Source organism: Hydrogenophaga sp. T66 (assembly GCF_057219855.1).
Genome location: NZ_JBXVVX010000001.1, coordinates 274,641 through 290,328, shown reverse-complemented (window position 1 = coordinate 290,328; position 15,688 = coordinate 274,641). Strand labels below are relative to the sequence as shown.

At 68.6% G+C, this 15,688-nt stretch carries 18 protein-coding genes; 3 read left to right on the top strand and 15 right to left on the bottom strand.

What is annotated here, in order from left to right:
• Window positions 1-3: 3 nt before the first annotated feature.
• The 4 genes from flgE to flgB are packed head-to-tail and all read right to left on the bottom strand — an operon-like array spanning window position 4 to window position 2,779.
• Complete coding sequence (flgE, locus tag AC2D80_RS01340; RefSeq protein ID WP_484631178.1) at window positions 4-1,218, bottom strand: flagellar hook protein FlgE; 1,215 nt, start codon at window positions 1,216-1,218, stop codon at window positions 4-6.
• 37 nt (window positions 1,219-1,255) lie between these two features.
• Window positions 1,256-1,918: a flagellar hook assembly protein FlgD gene (locus AC2D80_RS01335; protein WP_484631177.1), complete on the bottom strand. Its 663-nt coding sequence runs from the start codon at window positions 1,916-1,918 to the stop codon at window positions 1,256-1,258.
• A gap of 13 nt (window positions 1,919-1,931) precedes the next feature.
• A complete protein-coding gene (gene flgC / locus AC2D80_RS01330) occupies window positions 1,932-2,336 on the bottom strand; it encodes a flagellar basal body rod protein FlgC (RefSeq protein WP_484631176.1) in 405 nt (134 codons plus the stop codon).
• 41 nt (window positions 2,337-2,377) lie between these two features.
• Window positions 2,378-2,779, bottom strand: coding sequence for a flagellar basal body rod protein FlgB (gene flgB, locus AC2D80_RS01325; protein ID WP_484632624.1), 402 nt, complete (start codon window positions 2,777-2,779; stop codon window positions 2,378-2,380).
• A gap of 210 nt (window positions 2,780-2,989) precedes the next feature.
• On the opposite strand from flgB, the gene flgA reads away from it, so the two are divergent.
• The 3 genes from flgA (at window position 2,990) to AC2D80_RS01310 (ending at window position 4,545) form a co-directional block, all read left to right on the top strand.
• A complete protein-coding gene (gene flgA, locus AC2D80_RS01320; RefSeq protein ID WP_484631175.1) occupies window positions 2,990-3,688 on the top strand; it encodes a flagellar basal body P-ring formation chaperone FlgA in 699 nt (232 codons plus the stop codon).
• 142 nt (window positions 3,689-3,830) lie between these two features.
• Complete coding sequence (gene flgM / locus AC2D80_RS01315) at window positions 3,831-4,154, top strand: flagellar biosynthesis anti-sigma factor FlgM (RefSeq protein WP_484631174.1); 324 nt, start codon at window positions 3,831-3,833, stop codon at window positions 4,152-4,154.
• A 16-nt stretch (window positions 4,155-4,170) separates the two neighbouring features.
• The gene (locus tag AC2D80_RS01310) at window positions 4,171-4,545 is read left to right on the top strand and encodes a hypothetical protein (RefSeq protein WP_484631173.1); all 375 of its coding nucleotides are present in this window, start codon (window positions 4,171-4,173) and stop codon (window positions 4,543-4,545) included.
• 168 nt (window positions 4,546-4,713) lie between these two features.
• Here the strand turns inward: AC2D80_RS01310 and AC2D80_RS01305 are convergent, their stop codons facing one another.
• The 11 genes from AC2D80_RS01305 to flhD form a co-directional block, all read right to left on the bottom strand.
• Window positions 4,714-5,430, bottom strand: coding sequence for an RNA polymerase sigma factor FliA (locus AC2D80_RS01305; RefSeq protein ID WP_484631172.1), 717 nt, complete (start codon window positions 5,428-5,430; stop codon window positions 4,714-4,716).
• 2 nt (window positions 5,431-5,432) lie between these two features.
• The gene (locus AC2D80_RS01300) at window positions 5,433-6,176 is read right to left on the bottom strand and encodes a hypothetical protein (protein ID WP_484631171.1); all 744 of its coding nucleotides are present in this window, start codon (window positions 6,174-6,176) and stop codon (window positions 5,433-5,435) included.
• Window positions 6,169-7,698 (bottom strand): flagellar biosynthesis GTPase FlhF, encoded by a 1,530-nt coding sequence (flhF, locus tag AC2D80_RS01295; RefSeq protein WP_484631170.1) that lies wholly within the window; start codon window positions 7,696-7,698, stop codon window positions 6,169-6,171. Before flhF ends, AC2D80_RS01300 begins: the two co-directional genes overlap by 8 nt.
• Window positions 7,695-9,764: a flagellar biosynthesis protein FlhA gene (gene flhA / locus AC2D80_RS01290; protein WP_484631169.1), complete on the bottom strand. Its 2,070-nt coding sequence runs from the start codon at window positions 9,762-9,764 to the stop codon at window positions 7,695-7,697. The genes flhF and flhA overlap by 4 nt, the downstream gene beginning before the upstream one ends.
• Window positions 9,761-10,918, bottom strand: coding sequence for a flagellar biosynthesis protein FlhB (gene flhB, locus AC2D80_RS01285; RefSeq protein ID WP_484631168.1), 1,158 nt, complete (start codon window positions 10,916-10,918; stop codon window positions 9,761-9,763). Before flhB ends, flhA begins: the two co-directional genes overlap by 4 nt.
• A gap of 114 nt (window positions 10,919-11,032) precedes the next feature.
• Window positions 11,033-11,656, bottom strand: a complete 624-nt coding sequence (locus AC2D80_RS01280; protein ID WP_484631167.1) for a protein phosphatase CheZ — start codon at window positions 11,654-11,656, stop codon at window positions 11,033-11,035.
• An 11-nt stretch (window positions 11,657-11,667) separates the two neighbouring features.
• Window positions 11,668-12,054, bottom strand: coding sequence for a chemotaxis response regulator CheY (gene cheY / locus AC2D80_RS01275; protein ID WP_484631166.1), 387 nt, complete (start codon window positions 12,052-12,054; stop codon window positions 11,668-11,670).
• A gap of 33 nt (window positions 12,055-12,087) precedes the next feature.
• Window positions 12,088-13,116, bottom strand: a complete 1,029-nt coding sequence (gene motB / locus AC2D80_RS01270) for a flagellar motor protein MotB (protein WP_484631165.1) — start codon at window positions 13,114-13,116, stop codon at window positions 12,088-12,090.
• Window positions 13,117-13,149: 33 nt separating this feature from the next.
• Window positions 13,150-14,010 (bottom strand): flagellar motor stator protein MotA, encoded by an 861-nt coding sequence (gene motA / locus AC2D80_RS01265; RefSeq protein WP_484631164.1) that lies wholly within the window; start codon window positions 14,008-14,010, stop codon window positions 13,150-13,152.
• Between the two features lie 181 nt (window positions 14,011-14,191).
• The gene (gene flhC, locus AC2D80_RS01260) at window positions 14,192-14,731 is read right to left on the bottom strand and encodes a flagellar transcriptional regulator FlhC (protein WP_484631163.1); all 540 of its coding nucleotides are present in this window, start codon (window positions 14,729-14,731) and stop codon (window positions 14,192-14,194) included.
• A gap of 25 nt (window positions 14,732-14,756) precedes the next feature.
• A complete protein-coding gene (gene flhD / locus AC2D80_RS01255) occupies window positions 14,757-15,092 on the bottom strand; it encodes a flagellar transcriptional regulator FlhD (RefSeq protein ID WP_484631162.1) in 336 nt (111 codons plus the stop codon).
• Window positions 15,093-15,688 lie beyond the last annotated feature (596 nt).

The window sequence follows — 15,688 nt, the reverse complement described above, 5'->3', positions numbered from 1 at the left end:
GCTTCAACGCATGTTGAGCAGCGTGCTCATCACCTGGTCCTGGGTCTTGATGGTCTGTGCGCTGGCCTGGTAGGCGCGCTGCGCGGTCATCATGTTCACCAGCTCGGCGGTGATGTCCACGTTGGAATCTTCGAGCGCGCCGGAGCGCAGCGCGCCGAAGTTGCCGCTGCCGGGTTCGCCGCGCAGTGGCTCGCCGGAGGCGAAGCTGGCCTGCCAGTTGCCGCCGCCGGTGGGCACCAGGCCTTGCGCGTTGCGGAAGTTCACCAGCGCAATCTGGCCCGCGGCGCGGGACTGGCCGTTGGAGTACCGGCCGGTGACCACGCCGTTTTCGTCGATCTTCAGGCTGGTGAGTTCACCCGGGCGGTAACCGTCCTGGGTGAGGTTGGTCACGGCAAACGAGGTGCCGAACTGCGTGACCTGATCGAAATCCATGGTCGCAGTCCAGGTCAGCGTGGGGTCGTTGGGCGAGGCCAGTGTGATGGGGGGCACCACGGTCGCCGGGTCGAGGCTGCCGTCGGCGAGGAAGTTGACGGTGAACGGCGTGGAGGTGGCGGGATCGGCGCCGTTGACGCCGGTGTAGACCTCCCAGCTGTTGTTGGCGACCTTGCGGAAGGCCAGCGTGACCGGCACTTCCACGCCCTGCGCGTCGAACGCGACGAGCGAGGTGCCGTAGGTGGACAGCGGCACGTTGGGCGTGACGCTGTTCCATACCACGGCGCGGGCGTCCAAATTGAACTCCGCGGTGATGGCGCTGGTCTGCTGCGCGGGAATCGGCCCGCCGGTGGGCAGCACGAGGGGGCTGCTTTCGAAACTCAGCCGGTTGCCGGCGGGGTCGGTCGGGTAGCCCATCAGGCGGCTGCCGTCGTTGGTGGTGACGAAGCCGTCGCGGTCGAGCTTGAACATGCCGGCGCGGCTGTAGGCGGTGGAGCCGTTCGGCATGGTGAGCTCGAAGAAGCCGTTGCCGTTGATGGCCACATCGAGCTCGTTGCCGGTGACGGTGATGTTGCCCTGCGTGAAGTTCTGCGCGACGTTGGCCACCGTCACGCCGATGCCGGTGGCCACGCCGCCGGCGGCGTTGACCGAGCTGGCGTAGAGCTCGGCGAACTCGGCGCGCGAGCTCTTCATGCCCACGGTGTTGCTGTTGGCGATGTTGTGGCCGATGACGTCGAGGTTGCGGCTGGCGCTGTTCAGGCCAGAGAGTCCTTGTTGAAAGCCCATGGCGGTGTCCTGTGGTGAGAAAAGGGAGGGAGGGGCGTCACATGAAGGTGCTGACCTGGTCGTAGCCGAGCTGACGGCCGTCCTGCAGCTGCAGGTTCATGGCGCCGTTGGCAAAGCCCACGCCGGTGACGGTGAGGCGGGTGAACGGCGTGGCGGTGACGGGCGAGCCGCCGTTGGCCGCGCGCACGCGGAAGCCGGCCACCTGCGACGGGTCGGTGCCGCTGCCGTTCCAGTTGAAGGAATGCTGGCCGGCGGTCAGCGCGCCGAAGTCCAGCGTGTCGATCACGCCGCCGGCGCGGTCGAGGATGTCGACCTGCACCGAGCTGGCTGCGCCGCTCAGGCGCATCGCGCCCTTGCCGGTGGTGCCGTCGAAGCCGAGGGCGTTGCCCTGCACCAGCGCCTCGCGGCCGATCAGCGTGGTGCCCTGCAGCTGCTGCATGGCGCCGAACTGCCCGGCCATGCCCTTGAGCGTGCTGTTGAGCTGCTCGATGCCGCTGACCGTGTTGATCTGCGCCATCTGCGTGGTCATCTGCGCGTTGTCCATCGGGTTGAGCGGGTCCTGGTTGTTGAGCTGCGCGACGAGCAGCTTGAGGAACCGGTCCTGCGAGGCCTCGGAAGCACTGGTGGTGCGCCCGCCGTTGGCGGTGGTGCTGCCGGCGGTGGTGCCCAGGCCGGTGAGATCGAGCGGTTGGCTGAACATGGGGGCTGGCCTTTCACTGACCCATCTGCAGGGTCTTGAGCAGCAGCGTCTTGGCGGTGTTCATCACCTCGACGTTGTTCTGGTACGAACGGGAGGCGGAGATCATGTTGACCATCTCCTCCACCGGGTTCACGTTGGAGTGGGTGACATAGCCGTCGGCGTCGGCCATCGGGTGATTGGGGTTGTGCTCGCGGCGGCCGGGCTGCTGGTTTTCGGTGATGGTCTGGACCTTCACGCCGGCGTTGCCCGGCGCGCCCAGGGGCACGGTCTGGAACTGCACCTGGCGCGCCTTGTAGGCCTGACCGTCGGGGCCGGCCACGGCGTCGGCGTTGGCCAGGTTGCTGGCCACCACGTTGAGGCGCTGGGCCTGCGCGCTGACGGCGCTGCCCGAGACGTTGAAGATGTTGAACATCGACATGGGCGGACTCCTTCAGGCCGGCGGGCAGCGTTCGTGCGCGCTCACTGGCCGGTGATGGCGCTGAGCATGGTCTTCACATGCCCGTTGATGAAACGCAGCGTGGATTCGTAGCGCACGCTGTTGTCGACAAAGTTGGCCCGCTCGCGGTCGAGGTCGACCGTGTTGCGGTCCTGGCTGGGCTGGGTCTGCACCGCGTAGGCCAGCTCGCCGCTGCGCGGCAGGCCCGGACGCATCGGCAGGTGGCGCACATCGCTGACGGCCACACTGTCCCGCGCGGGCGCGGCCGTGACGTTTTTCAGCGCCTGGGCGAAGTCGAAATCGCGGGCCACGTAGCCCGGGGTGTCGGCGTTGGCGATGTTGCTGGCGAGCAGCTGCTGGCGCTGGGCGCGCAGGTTCAGCGACTGGCCGTGGAAATCCAGGCGGGCGGTCATTTGTTCCAGCATGTCGGCCTCGCGGAGGGTGGGGTGGGTGGACGGGATCGCCATGTCGGGCAAGTCCCGGGCATGGCAGGTGAAACGATTGTGGGAAAGCTTGAGGCGGGCAATGCGGCGAACAACGCGGTCGTGGCCCGGCATTTCGGCGCTTTGGGCTGGCGCGGGCGGGCCTAGAGTGCTGATCTGGAAGCCTGCCCCCTGTCCGTCGGGAGATCACCCATGCGCCTTGCCACCTCTGCCTGCCTGCTGGCCCTGTCTCTGGGGGCGGCGCCGGCGCGCGCCAACCCGGGGCTGGAGCAGCTCGCGCGCGACTGGCTGCAGCCCGCGGTCACGCAGGCCATGGCCACGCAGGAGCTGCCGTTGCGCGCGGAGGTGAGCGTGGGCTCGCTGGACAGCCGCCTGCGCCTGGCGCCCTGCGGCGCGATCGAACCCTACCTGCCGGCGAACACCCGCCTGTGGGGCCGCACCCAGATCGGCCTGCGCTGCGTCGACGGCATGGCCCGCTGGAACGTGTTTGTGCCGGTGACCGTGCGCGCGTTCGGCCCGGCCTGGGTGCTGAAGGCCCCGGTGCCGGCGGGCGAGACCCTCACTTCAGAACACGCTGAGCGCGCCGATATCGACTGGGCGGCCCATCCGTCGCCGGTGCTGGCGCTGCCGGATCGCTGGATCGGCCGGCAGGCGGCCTTCGCGTTGTCGCCGGGGCAACCCCTGCGCGAAAACATGGTCCGCGCGCCGCAGGCCTTCGAGGCCAACGCCCCGGTGAAGGTGCGCAGCGGTGGCGCCGGTTTTTCCGTCACGGTGGTCGGCCAGGCGCTGAGCGAGGGCCTGGTGGGCCAGCCGGCGCGGGTGCGCCTGCCCAGCGGGCGCGTGGTCACGGGCGTGGTCCGGGCCGACCAGACGGTGGAGCTGGCGCTGTGAACGGCGCGCCCGCCGGGAACACCGGGCGGTCGGCGCAGGTCGACAGCCGGTATGAAAAAAGAGGGTCGAAAGGCCTCAAGTTCGCCCCATCGATGTCGATAGTGCTTCCACAGTGCCCCGACTTCGGGGTTTGGAGCGTGACATGAAAGTCGAATCTTCACCGGACTCCTACATCGGATCCGTGGCCGGCGGACCGCAGAAAGCGGCCCAGAACCCGGTCGCGGGTGCCGCCGCGGCCGAGCCGGCCGCCGCCGCCGCGGGGCGTCCGGCCGCGGGTGTGCAGGTCACCCTGTCGGCGGCCACGCAGTCGGCCACGAGCGCCGGCGGTGGCGACGTGTTCAATGCTGAAAAGGTGGCGGCGATGAAGCTGGCCATCGACAACGGCACCTTCCAGGTCAACCCCGAAGCCATCGCCGACAAGCTGCTGGCCAACGCGGCCGAGATGCTGCAAAGCAGCAAAGGCTGATTCCCGGAGACAGCGCATGAACCGCCCGACCCCGACACCCGCCGATCGCCACCCCTGGCTCGCCGCGCTGTCGGACGGGCTCGACGCGCTCGAGCAGGCGCTGCTCGCCGGCGAGGCGCCCGCCGTCGCCGAGGCGAGCGCCGCGGTGCAGGCCGCCCTGGCCCAAGCCCCCACCACCCTGCGGCTGCGCGCCGGCGGGGATCCGCTGGCCCAGGCACTCGCCCACCAGGCCCAGCGCTTCGCGCGCCTGCGCCAGGGCGTGCTGCGCGCCAGCGCCCAGAACCAGCGCGCACTCGGCGTGCTGGTGCCCCAGGCCACCCCCGCCACCACCTACGGCCGCGCCGGCCAGGGTGCGGTGCGCGGCGCGGGCAGCGCCTACCTCGCCGCCTGAACGGCGCGCCCGGGCTGTCCGGGCTTTCTCACACCACCGGGCCACCGCCCACCACCGACCGCTCACCAGCCCAGCCGTCGGGACCCACCGCCCCTGGCAAAAAGCCGATGCGCCCGAGAGCGCACCGGCCTTGATGCGATCCACCCGCCACCGCGGGTCGCCAGGTGGTCAGTGCTCGCGCAGCTTGGCGCGCAGCCGGGCGATCGACTGGCTGTGCAGCTGGCAGATGCGCGACTCGGTCACGCCGAGCACCGCCGCGATCTCCTTCAGGTTCATGTCGTGCTCGTAGTACATGGACATGATCTGCTGCTCCCGCTCGGGCAGGACCTTGATGGCCTCCACCAGCGCCATGCGCATGCGCTGGTCCTGCAGCAGGCTGGACGGATCGACCTCGTGGTCGCCCATGTGGCGGTCGAGGAAGCTGTCCTCGTCGTCACCGCCGCCGCTGATGTCTTCGAGGTACACGAGCTGGGTGCCACGCACCTTGGCCAGCAGGTGCTGGTAGTCGGCCAGCGTCATGCCCAGCTCCTTGGCGATTTCGCTTTCCATCGGCGCGCGGTGCAGCTTCTGCTGCAGGCGGTGCACCGCCTGTTCGATGTCTTTCTGGCTCTTGCGCGAGCCGCGGCTCATCCAGTCGCCTTCGCGCAGCTCATCCAGCATGGCGCCGCGGATGCGCTGGCTGGCGAAGGTCTCGAACTGCACGCCCTGCGACGGCTCATAACGCGCGATCGCTTCGGTCAGGCCGATCATGCCGACCTGGATCAGGTCATCGAGCTCCACGCTGGGCGGCAGCTTGGCGATCATGTGATGCGCCAGCCGGCGCACCAGCGGGCTGTACTTGCGCAGCTGCTCGTCGCGGTTGAGCGTGCCTTTGGCGGTGTACATCGTCAACTCCACAGGGCGGGGGCGGCCGGCGCGGCGCTCGCGGCCGCGCTCCCCCAGGCTTGAATGTCGGGTCGGGTCAGGGCCGCGTCGGGCAGACGCGACGCCCAGGTCGCCGCCGGCCACACGGCCAGTTCGGCACCGAGGTGGCGGTGCGCGCAGTCCACGACGCTGGCCGTGGTCTGGGCCAGCGGCCCTTGCAGGGTGGCCGGCGCCAGCACCGGGCGCAGGCCATGCAGGTGCAGCAGCTTGGCGGTGGCGTAGGTGTCGATCGCGGCCTGCGGCTGGGCGATCACCGGCACCAGCGCGTGGGCCGGCAACCCGCCGAGCAGGCTCACCAGCGTGACCGGCGCGGCAAACAGCAACACCAGCACCCCGGCCGCAAACGGCGCGAGCAGGCGCGACAGCGCCGCCCCGGCGCCCGCCACGGCCGCGGTGGAAACCAGGCTGCCCAGCCCCTGCGCGCCGGGCATGACGAGCCACTCCGGGTGATCGGCGGGGTGACCCAGGTGGGCCACGGAAGCATCGTTGAGGGCGTGCAACAGGCCCAGCGGGGCGCCGGTCTCGGCGGCGGTGCCGTCGATCACGGCCACCGGCTGACCAGCCGCCTGCAGTTCGGCGGCCAGCGTGCACAGCCAGTCGAAGGCCTGCACCGGCTGCGCCGGGCTGGCCAGCGGCACCAGCGAGGCACCGCCGGCGGGCAGCGCGGCGCGCAGCCCGGCGGCCTGGGAGGCGCCCGGTTCAAACATGCGCGCCACCCAGCGAGATGCCGCGGCCGCTGGCCTGGGCGAAGTAGTAGGCCATGTCATCAGCCACCGGGTCGTGGGCGGCGCGGGTCTGCGCGCCCATGGAGAGTCGGACCAGCGCCGCGGCGTCGGGTGCCTGCCAGTCTTCGGGCACGCGCTGGCCGTTGGCCAGACCGCGCAACACGACCTGGTGGCGCACCAGCGCGTCCACGGCCGGCCCGAGCTTCACGGCTTCATCCACCTTGGACAGCACCACGCCGTGCAGCTGCTGCGCCTTGAACGAGGCCAGCACCTCGTCGAGCGTGTCGCCGTGGGCGCCGGCATTGAGCAGCAGCGTCTTTTTCACGGCCGGCAGGTCCAGCACATCGAGCATGTCCTGGATGCGCTGGTCGCGCTGGCCGAGGCCGGCGGTGTCGATCACCACCAGGCGTTTGCCGGCCAGCAGGTTGAGCAGGTCCTTGAGCGCGGCGCGGTCGTGGGCCAGGTGGGCCACCACGCCGAGCATGCGGCCGTAGGTGCGCAGCTGCTCGTAGCCCGAGACGCGGTAGGTGTCCAGCGTGATCAGCCCCACGCTCTGCGGGCCGTACTGCTTCACGCACTGGGCGGCGAGCTTGGCGGCGGTGGTCGTTTTGCCCACGCCGGTGGCACCGATCAGCGCCACCACGCCGCCCTCTTCCACCAGACCGGCGCCGGGCGCGGCCACCTTGAGGTTGCGGGTGATCACATCCATCAGCCAGCGCACCGCCTCGGCCGGGCCGGCCTCGGTGGGCACGCGCTCCAGCACCGCGCGCGCCATCGACGGCGAGTAGCCGGCGCGGATCATCTTGTGCATGAGCTGCGACTGGATCGGGTTCTGGCGCGACGAGCCGAGCCAGGCCAGGGTGTTGAACCGCTCCTCGATCATTTCGCGCAGCGCCGACAGCTCCACCGCCATGCGCTGGTTGTCGTCGCTGCCAAAGCGCACGGCCGGCTGCGAATCGGCCCAGGCGGGAGCGGCCTCGCGGGTGCGGATCGGCGCCGGCTCGGGCATGTTGAAGCGCTGCACCGGAATGCCGGCGGGCGCGCTGGGCGCCACCGGCGCAGACGGCGCCATGACCGGGGCCGGCTCCACGCGCGGGGCGGGGCGCTGCACCGGCGCAGCGATCGCCACCGCGGGCTGGGCGACGGGCGCCGACGGCGTGGCGGCCGGCACCGGGGCGGGCGCGCCCAGGGCCTCGCGGCGCTTGCGCAGCATGCGCTCGCGCACGTACTCCTGGAAGGACAGCGTGCTCATGGCCAGCTGCTCGGTGTCCTTTTCCACCGAGGCCTGCGCCACCGGAGCCGCTGCGGCAGCGGCGGCCGGGCGCGCCGGCGTGGCGGCGGGCGCGGCGGTCAGGCTGGCCAGGGTTTCCTCGGCGGTGGCCATGACTTCGAAGCCTTCGGCGGTGTTGCGCGTGGACAGGATCACCGCGCTGTCGCCCAGGGCGCGGCGCGCCTTGGCCATGGCTTCACGCGAGGTGGGGGCAATGAATCGCTGGATGTTCATGCGGGCTCTCCAAGGATGGGACCGATGCGGATCAGGTGGGTCTCAGGGATCTCGCCGTGGGCCAGCACCTGCAGGCGCGGGGCGCCGCGGCGCAGCAGGCGGGCGATGGCGGTGCGGATGGCGTCGGGCACCAGCAGGCAGGCGGGCACGCCCTTCTCCTCCTGGCGGTTGGCCACGTCGGCGGCCGAGCGGGTGAGCATGTCGGCCACGCCCGGGTCGAGCGCGCCCTGCCCGCCCAGGGCCTGCATCAGCAGGCGCTCCAGGCCAGGCTCGATGGCGATCACTTCCAGCTCCTTCACCGGACCGTAGATCTGCTGCACGATGGCCGGCGCCAGCGCCAGGCGCACGCGGCGGGCCAGTTCGGCCGCGTCGGTGGTGTGCGGTGCGTGCTCGGCGATGGCTTCGATGATGGTGCGGATGTCCCGCACGTGCACACCCTCTTCCAGCAGCAGCTGGAGGATCTTCTGGAAGGTGGCGACCGGGATCATCTTGGGCACGACTTCTTCAATCAGTTTCGGGGCCAGGCGGGTCACGTGTTCGACCAGGTCCTGGGTCTCCGTCCGGCTCAGCAGCTTGGCCGCCTGGACTTGCATCAAGTGTGAAAGATGGGTCGCCAGCACAGTCTCGGAATCAACCACGGTGAAACCGGCCATTTGCGCGTTTTCTTTCTGGCGCTCGTCGATCCAGTGCGCAGGCAGGCCGAAAGCGGGGTCGGTGGTCGGCGTGCCGATCAACGGGGTGCCCACGCCGCCCGGGTCGATGGCCAGCCACATGCCGGGGAACACCTCGCCCTCGCCCACCACCACACCGCGCAGCGTGATGCGGTAGCCGCTGGGCCGCAGCTCCAGGTTGTCGCGCACATGCACCGGCGGCGGCAGGAAACCCACGTCCTGCGCAAACTTCTTGCGCACGCCCTTGATGCGGGTCAGCAGGTCGCCCTGCCGGGTCTTGTCGACCATGGCGATCAGGCGGTAACCCAACTCCAGGCCGAGCAGGTCGACAGGCTGGAGATCGTCCCAGCTGGCTTCGCCGTCGCCCGCGGGCGCGGCGGCCGGCGCGGCCTCGGGCGGGCGCTTTTCCTGCTGCAGCCGCCACCAGCCCAGACCGCCCAGCAGGGCGGCGAAGGTCAGGAAGAACAGGTGGGGCATGCCGGGCACGATGCCCAGCACGAACAACACGCCGCCGGCGATGAACAGCACCTTCGACGACAGGAACATCTGCTGGATGACCTGGTCGCCGAGGTCTTCGTCCTTGCCCACGCGGGACACCACCATCGCCGCGGCCACCGAGATCAGCAGCGAGGGAATCTGCGCCACCAGCGCATCGCCCACCGCCAGCAGGATGTAGGTGTCGGCCGCCTGCCCGGCCGACAGGCCGTGCTGCACCATGCCGATCGTCAGACCGCCGATCATGGTGACGATCAGGATCAGGATGCCGGCGATGGCATCGCCGCGCACGAACTTGGACGCACCGTCCATGGAGCCGAAGAATTCCGCTTCCTCGCCGACCTCGGCGCGGCGGCGCTTGGCTTCCTTCTCGTCGATCAGGCCAGCGTTGAGGTCGGCGTCGATGGCCATCTGCTTGCCGGGCATGGCGTCCAGCGTGAAACGGGCCGACACCTCGGCGATCCGCTCAGAACCCTTGGTGATCACCACGAAGTTGATCACCACCAGGATGATGAACACGATGAAACCGACCGCGAAGTTGCCGCCGATGAGGAAATGGCCGAAGGCCTCGATCACCTGGCCGGCCGCGCCCGGGCCGGTGTGGCCCTCCAGCAGCACCACCCGGGTGGAAGCCACGTTGAGCGACAGGCGCAGCAGCGTGGTCAGCAGCAGCACCGCCGGGAAGACCGAGAAGTCCAGCGGCCGCTTCATGTAGGCCGCCACCATCATCACGATCAGCGACAGCGCGATGTTGAGGGTGAAGAAAGTGTCGAGCAGCCAGGTGGGCAGCGGCAGCACCATCATCGACAGGATGGTGATGACCAGCATCGGCGCGGCCAGACCGGCGGCCCAGCCAGCGTTTTTCTGCAGCCAGCGCTGCACGGGGAGCAAGGCGTTCATTCCGCGTCCTTGGCGACGGTGGAGGGCTTGAAGTGGGGATCGAGCTCGCGCGGGACCTGCGGCTGCGGCTCAGCGGGCATCGGCATCTCGCCGCGCAGCGCCGCCTTGAGCTGGTACACGTAGGCCAGCACCTGGGCGACCGCGGTGTACAGCGCCGACGGAATCTCCTGATCGATCTCGGCGTGGGCAAACAGCGCGCGCGCCAGCATGGGCGACTGCAGCACCGGCACCTGATGCGCCTTGGCCACGTCGCGGATCTTCAGCGCCAGCAGGTCGGCGCCCTTGGCGATCACGCGCGGTGCCGCCATGCTGGCCTCGTCGTAGCGCAGGGCCACGGCGTAGTGGGTCGGGTTCATCACCACCAGGTCGGCCTTGGGCACGGCGGTGATGCTCTGGCGCATGGCCAGTTCGCGCATGCGCGCGCGGCGGCGGCCCTTGATGTGCGGATCGCCCTCCATGTCCTTGTGTTCGCGGCGCACCTCGTCGTGCGACATGCGCAGGCGTCGCTTGTGGAGAAACACCTGCGTCGGGAAGTCGACCACCGCCACCACGCCCACCACCAGCAACAGCCACAGCAGGCCGTGCATCAGCCAGCGGCCCAGCTGGCCCAGGGCCGCCTCCAGCGGCTGCATCAGCAGGGTGGTGAAGGGTTGCAGGTGGGCGGAGAGAAACATCCAGCCCACCGCGCCGAGGATCACCGCCAGCACCGCCAGCTTGGCCGTCTCCACCAGCTGCTGCGCCGAAAACAGGTTGCCCAGCCCGCTGATCGGGTTGAGGCGGTTCAGGTCGGGGGTGATGGGTTTGCTGCTGAGCGTCCAGCTGCCGCTGGCGAAGGCCACCACCAGCACGATCGCCAGCAGCGCCAGTCCCAGCGGCAGGTAGAGCGCCAGCGCCTGCCACGAGGCGTTGACAAGCCCTTCCATCGCGAGCTGGGGGTTGTGCGCGGTGCGGTGGTCAAAGCGCAGCAGGCTGCGCATCGACTCGGTGAGCCGGGCTGCGGCCAGCGGCAGCAGCACCATCAGCGCCACCGTCCCGACCCCCAGCACCGCAAGGTGCGTGAGGTCCTTGGAGCGCGCCACCTGGCCATCGTCCCGCGCCTGTTTCAGGCGCCGGGGTGTGGCGGGCAGTGTCTTGTCTTGCGCGGAGGCGTCCATGCGTCAGGCTCGGTGGGATGAGCCTGATTGTGGAAAGCGGCGCGCGAAACTAAAGGGCGATAAGGCGTGGAGAACCGGGCTTATTCCGCCCGGCGCGGCTGGGATCGCGGGCGCTCAGAAGCCCAGGCTGGCCAGCAAGTCGTCGACGCCCTTCTGGTCGGTGACGACGTCGGTGCGGCCCTCGGCGTTGACCACCGGCCCCGCCAGTTCGAAGGCCTGGTCCTGACCCGGTTGGCCGGAGGGTGCGCTCTGCAGCAGCAGGCCCAGCAGTTGCTCTTCGATCGTGCCGGCGAGCTGCACCACGCGGGCAATCACCTGGCCGGTGAGGTCGTGGAAGTCCTGGGCCATCATGATGTCGGTCAGGCGGCTGTCGGTTTTCTCGCTCAGCGCCACCACATCCTCTGACCAGGCCAGCAGCTCCGGCATGGCGTGGCGCAGGCCGGGCACCGCACGGATCGTTTCGGCCAGCTGCCGGCCGCGCTCCGTCAGTTGGGCCTGCTCCTGCTTGGCGAGCTCCACCTCGTTCAACACCTTCTCGGCGGCTTCGCCGGTCAGGCGCGCGATGTAGGACAGGCGGCTTTGCGCGTCGGGCAGCTGGTCGACCGTGCCCTTGAGCTTGTCGGTGTAGCCCAGCTCTTTCAGGGCGTCGTGCAGCTGGCGCGTGATGGCGCCAAGCTGGCGGAACATGTCGGGGTTGCCGGTGCCGGTGCCGGCGCTGGGGTCTGTGGTCTGGCTCATGGGGCGCTCCTTCACAGACCGAGCTTCTTGAAGATGTTGGCGAGCTTCTCTTCCAGCGTGGCCTTGGTGAAGGGCTTGACGATGTAGCCCGCCGCGCCGTTTTGCGCCGCCATGACGATGTCTTCCTTGCGCGCTTCGGCCGTGACCATCAGCACCGGCAGGTGTTTGAGCTTTTCGTCCTGCTTGATCGCCGACAGCAGCTCAAAGCCGTTCATGTTGGGCATGTTGATGTCGGTGACGACGAAGTTGAACGCGCCGCTCTTGAGCTTGTTCAGCGCGATGGCGCCGTCCTCCGCCTCGTCGGCGTCCGAGTGACCGATCTCCTTGAGCAGGTTGCGCACGATGCGACGCATGGTGGAGAAGTCGTCAACGATCAGGAATTTCATCGGTGTGGCCATGGAGCCTCCGGGGGAGGGGTGGTCGTTGGCGGTTCAGCCGCCGCTGGGGGTTGATGGAGCTTTCGTCACTTCCGGACGATTCTGTAGGGCCGGTGCGGCCGTTCCCTGGGGATTTGTCGCGGCGGGCGCCGGGGCTGCCGCGCCGGGCGCGCCGGTGGCGTCGGGGGTCGCGGCGGGCGCGGGCATGGCGGCGGACGGCAGCATGCGGTCTTCGGCCTCCTTGGTCATCACCACGATGCTGATGCGGCGATTCGCAGGGTCGAACGGGCGGTCGGGGTAAAGCAGTCGGCTGGACGCCAGCCCCTCCACCCGCCGCAGCTTGTTGTCGGGCAGGCCGCCGGCCACCAGCTCGCGCCGCGACGCGTTGGCCCGGTCCACCGACAGCTCCCAGTTGCTGTAGCCGCGCTCGCCGCTGCCGTACGGCGTGGCGTCGGTGTGGCCGGTCAGCGCGAGATGGTTCTCGACGTCGCCCAGCGCCCGACCGATCTCCCGCAGGATGTCGCGCATGTAGGGTTTCACCAGCGCACTGCCGGTGTCAAACATCGGCCGGTTCTGGGCATCCAGGATCAGGATGTGCAGGCCATCGGGCGTCTTTTGCAGCAGGATCTGCTGGCCGTACTCCTCCAGCTTGGGGTTGGCCTCGATCGCCGCGCGGATCTTGGCCTCCAGCGCGTCGATGCGGGCCTGCTCCTGCTGACGCAGGGCTTCGGCGCGCGCCATCTGCGCGCCCATGAGCTTGGCGGCGCGCTCGGCGTCGCCCGCGTCCTGCTGGCCGAAGGCCTTGGACAGATCGCGCCCCCCGCCCGGCAGGATGCTGTCGCTGTTGCCCGTGCCCTGGCCCCCCATGAGGGACACCTTGACCGGGTTGGAAAAATAGCTGGCGATGCCTTCGAGCTCGCCCTTGGCCGTGGAGCCCAGCAGCCACATTAGCAGGAAGAAGGCCATCATGGCCGTCACAAAGTCGGCGTAGGCGATCTTCCACGCGCCACCGTGCGCGCCGTGACCGCCCTTCTTCACCCGCTTGATGATGATGGGCTGGAGCTTCTTGCCGTCACCGGCCATGACGACCTCCCCGTGGCAGCGATGTCAGCCGTGTCATTTCTTGCCCTTCACGTGGCTCTCCAGCTCGGAGAAGGACGGGCGCACGTCGCTGAACAACACCTTGCGGCCGAACTCGATCGCGGTGGAGGGGGCGTAGCCCTGCATGCTGGCGAGCAGCGTGGTCTTGATGCACTGGAACTCTTTGCTGCTCTCCTCCAGCTTCTGGTCCAAGACACCGGCCAGCGGCTCGGCGATGGCGTAGGCGAGAAAGATGCCGAGGAACGTGCCCACGAGCGCCGAACCGATCATGGCGCCCAGCACCGCCGGCGGCTGACCCACGGCGCCCATGGTCTTGATCACGCCCAGCACCGCCGCGACGATGCCGAAGGCCGGCAGGCCACCGGCCACCCGCGCGATCGCGGCCACGGGCGCGTGGCCCTCGTGATGGTGGGTCTCGATCTCGCTGTCCATCAGCGACTCGATCTCGTGGGCGTTGAGGTTGCCCGAGACCATCATGCGCAGGTAGTCGGTGATGAACTCCACCACGTGGTGGTCGGCCGCGATCAGCGGGTACTTCTTGAAGATCGGCGACTGGTCGGGGTTCTCCACGTCCTGCTCGATCGCCATCAGACCCTCCTTGCGGGCCTTCTGGAGCAGGTCGTACTGCAGCGCCATGAGCTGCATGTAGCGGTCCTTGGTGTGCTTGCTGCCCTTCAAGGCCGCCGGCACGGCCGCCAGCGTCGCCTTGAGCACCTTGGGCTGGTTGTTCACGATGAACGCGCCCAGCGCGCCACCGCCAATGATCATCATCTCGATCGGCAAGGCCTTCAGGATGACGATCATGTTGCCGCCCGCGATCATGTAGCCGCCAAAGATGCAGCCCAGGGCAACGACATAACCAATGATGACAAACATGGTGGTGGCTGGTGGTGGGCCGGTGTGTGGCGCCAGCCAGCACACCCGGGAGGGGTTTGAGTAGGTATCGGTGACTCTAGGACCCTTTGAAGCACCCCATGCACGCGAAAAGGGCCCGCTCAGGGGCCCTTTTCAGGTCTTGACGCCGGGAACCCGGCGGCGCAGGCGTTGGCTGTGGTGCTCAGTGCAGGCGCAGGCTGCCGGAGCTGCTGCCCTTGCCGGCGCGGGCCGGCGGCTGGCACAGGCCACACACGAAGTGGCGGGCGTTTTCGTACGGCTCGGTGACGAAATGGCCACCGCAGCAGGAGCACTTGGTCAGCGTCAGCATGCCGTTGTCCACAAACTTCACGAGGCGCCAGGCGCGGGTGATCGACAGCAGCGGCTCCACGGCGCTGGCCGTCATCTGCTCGCTGTACAGGCGGAAAGCCTTGATCACGGTGTCGATCTCTTCGAGTTCGCTGGTCTTGGACAGGTACTCGTGGATGTTCAGGAACAGCGAGGCGTGGATGTTGGGCTGCCAGGTCAGGAACCAGTCGGTCGAAAAGGGCAGCTGGCCTTTGGACGGGCTCTTGCCCGCCACTTCCTTGTACAAGCGCAACAGGCGCTCGTAGCTCAGGTTGGTTTCCGACTCCAGCACCTGCAGGCGCGCGCCGAGCTGGATGAGTGCCACCGCACGCTCGATGTCGCGGGACTCGTTGAGGATGCTTTTCGTGGCGGCCATGTCGGACTCCCGGGATGCGTGGTGTTCAGTGGGCGGCCATGCTCTCGGCGTACTTGCCGGCCATGAGGATGCTGGCGTGCAGCTGGGTGGTGGTGGTGTTGTCCACCTTCTTCACGTTGTGGCTGGTCAGCAGGTTCCACACCAGGTCGTCGTCCACGCGGAAGCGGCACAGCAGCATGTTGCTCGACGCGATCTTCAGCAACTGCGCCGTCGACAGCATGCCCAGCAGGTCGGCGGCTTCTTCGGTCAGGCCCAGGCGGAACAGCGCTTCAGCGCGGTCCTTGCGGATCAGGTTCTGCGCCAGCATCAGGTAGGTCAGGTTGGCTTCGCGGATCTCGGCCAGAAGTTGTTCGCTGTCCATGTGGTTCTCCTTGGTGGCGGTGGGTGACAGTGGGGGTCGGCGCGGCGGCGTTTGCTGTTGCATTTCTTGACCCGATGTGAGGAATTGTGTCGAGCGGTGAACAAACTTGAATCGGCAAATGGCTGTTCGACGTGTCGGGCGCTCCCTCACACCGTGTCATCCGTTCACCTACAACGGAGGTACACATTCCGGTCCGGCCTCTGGACACGCCAAACCGGTGGGGGGAGCGGATCCGGGCCCCCCTTGAACCCGCTCCACCGCCGCTGGTCAAGCGCTGGTGCGCCTTGGCGCCACCCGGGGCGTTTCCCCAGTCGACGCCGGAGAAAACACCGGGAATCCAGGCGTGATTCCAGCCCCTTGCACAAAAGAACAGCAGGCCAGCCCTAAAGATTCCGCGGGGGTCACCGAAATTCACCTCAACGAACTTCTGAAGGGGTTCGTCGTCCGGCTAGCAGAAACCAAAGCCCCTCTGTCAATCAGGCAGGTGGCGGCGGTCGAAGGCTCCGGTCAAGCCGTCAGAGCTATTTATTTGATAGCAATGACATCTTCGATTGGCAGCAATGCCGGATTACTTTGTCCATCTCTTTAGGAGTGAA